The 2,065-nt window shown below is 66.7% G+C and carries 3 protein-coding genes; all 3 read left to right on the top strand.

All coding sequences use genetic code 11. The features are described from left to right. Positions 1-505, top strand: a 505-nt coding sequence (locus VFL64_RS05080) for a phosphoadenylyl-sulfate reductase (RefSeq protein WP_489539300.1), incomplete at its 5' end; no start/stop codon positions are given. Next, positions 502-1,461, top strand: coding sequence for a sulfate adenylyltransferase subunit CysD (gene cysD, locus VFL64_RS05085; RefSeq protein ID WP_489539301.1), 960 nt, complete (start codon positions 502-504; stop codon positions 1,459-1,461). The genes VFL64_RS05080 and cysD, both read left to right, overlap by 4 nt. Next, a partial coding sequence (locus VFL64_RS05090) for a GTP-binding protein (RefSeq protein ID WP_489539302.1) occupies positions 1,461-2,065 on the top strand: 605 nt, incomplete at its 3' end. The genes cysD and VFL64_RS05090, both read left to right, overlap by 1 nt.

Consider the following 2,065-nt stretch of genomic DNA (forward strand, 5'->3'; position numbering starts at 1 on the left):
CTACGGCCTGAAGGTCGAGGTCTACCGCCCCGAAGCCGACGCCGTGATCCATTTCGTCAAGAGCTACGGCGAGAAGGCGATGTACGAGAGCATCGACCTGCGCAAGGGCTGCTGCGGCATCCGCAAGCTGGAGCCCTTGTCGCGCATGCTGGCCAGCCGCACGGCCTGGGTGACCGGCCTGCGCCGCGAGCAGAGCAACAACCGCGGCGACGTGCCTTTCCATGAGCTCGACGACAAGGGGCGCACCAAGTTCAACCCGCTGGCCGACTGGACCTGGAACGACGTGTGGCACTACATCGCCACGAACAACGTGCCCTACAACCCGCTGCACGACCAGTTCATGCCCAGCATCGGCTGCGAGCCCTGCACCCGCGCCATCGCCGTGGGCGAAGACTTCCGCGCCGGCCGCTGGTGGTGGGAAGACGAGAAGGCCAAGGAGTGCGGCCTGCACGTCCATGGCGCTGAGGAAGAAGCGGCTGTATCGATGATCGGAGACCGGAAATGAACGCCCCGCTGACCGTGGAGCAGTTGCTCCCCGAGCTGGACCACACCCACCTCGACTGGCTGGAAGAAGAGGCCATCTTCATCCTGCGCGAAACCGTGGCCGCCTTCGAGCGCCCTGCCCTGCTGTTCTCGGGCGGCAAGGACTCGTGCGTCGTGCTGCGCCTGGCGGAGAAGGCCTTCAAGACCAAGGGCGCCGACGGCCAGTACAAGGGCCGCCTGCCCTTCCCGCTGCTGCACGTGGACACCGGCCACAACTTCCCCGAGGTGATCGAGTTTCGCGACCGCCGCGTGGCAGAGATGGGCGAGCGCCTGGTCGTCGGCCACCTCGAAGACTCCATCAAACGCGGCACGGTGCGCCTGTCACACCCACTGGAGTCTCGCAACGGCCACCAGACCGTCGCCCTGCTCGAAGCCATCGAAGAACACCGCTTCGACGTGCTGATGGGCGGCGCGCGCCGCGACGAGGAGAAAGCCCGCGCCAAGGAGCGCATCTTCAGTCACCGCGACAGCTTCGGCCAATGGCAGCCGAAGGAGCAACGCCCCGAGCTGTGGACCTTGTTCAACACCCGCATCAAGCCGGGCGAGCACATGCGCGCCTTCCCCATCAGCAACTGGACCGAGCTCGACGTGTGGCTCTACATCGCCCGCGAGAACATCCCGCTGCCGAGCCTGTACTACGCACACGACCGCCAGGTCATCCGCCGCAAGGGTCTGCTGGTGCCGCTGACGGAAGTCACGCCGCCTGAAGGCGACGAGAAGATCGAAACTGCCCAGGTGCGCTTCCGCACCGTCGGCGACATGACTTGCACCTGCCCCGTGGAAAGCCCGGCCGCCAACGCCACCGACATCGTCGCCGAGACGCTGAAGGTCACCGTGAGCGAACGCGGCGCCACCCGCATGGACGACCGCACCTCCGACGCTTCGATGGAGCGCCGCAAGAAAGAAGGCTATTTCTGATGTCTGCCACTCCCGCCATCAAGGACCACCGCGCCCTGCGCTTCCTCACCGCAGGCTCCGTCGACGACGGCAAGAGCACGCTGATCGGCCGCCTGCTGTATGACAGCCGCGCCATCCTCGCCGACCAGCTCGACACGCTGGAGAAGAAGGCCGCCGGCCAGCCCATCGACCTGTCGCTGCTCACCGATGGCCTGGAGGCCGAGCGTGAGCAAGGCATCACCATCGACGTCGCCTACCGCTACTTCGCCACCAAGCAGCGCAAGTTCATCATTGCCGACGCCCCCGGCCACGAGCAGTACACCCGCAACATGGTGACAGCCGCAGCCGGCAGCGATGCTGCCGTGGTGCTGGTCGACATCACCAAGCTCGACACCCACGCCCAACCGCTGCCCTTGCTGCCGCAGACGCGCCGGCACGCGCTGCTGGCGCACCTGCTGCGCGTGCCCAGCATCGTGTTCGCCGTCAACAAGCTCGACGCGGTGAGCGACCCGGCCCAAGCCTTCGGGGCCGTCAGCGTGGCGCTGCGTGCCTTCGCACAGCAGGCCGGCATTGAAGTCGCCGGCATCATCCCGGTCTCGGCCTTGCGCGGTGACAACGTCACCCA

This window comes from Rhizobacter sp., assembly GCF_035702065.1.
Classification (GTDB): Bacteria; Pseudomonadota; Gammaproteobacteria; order Burkholderiales; family Burkholderiaceae_C; genus Rhizobacter.

Excerpts from the sequence above, each read along its gene's own strand:
- cysD (WP_489539301.1), top strand. The coding sequence starts at position 502 with ATGAACGCCCCGCTGACCGTGGAGCAGTTGCTCCCCGAGCTGGACCAC.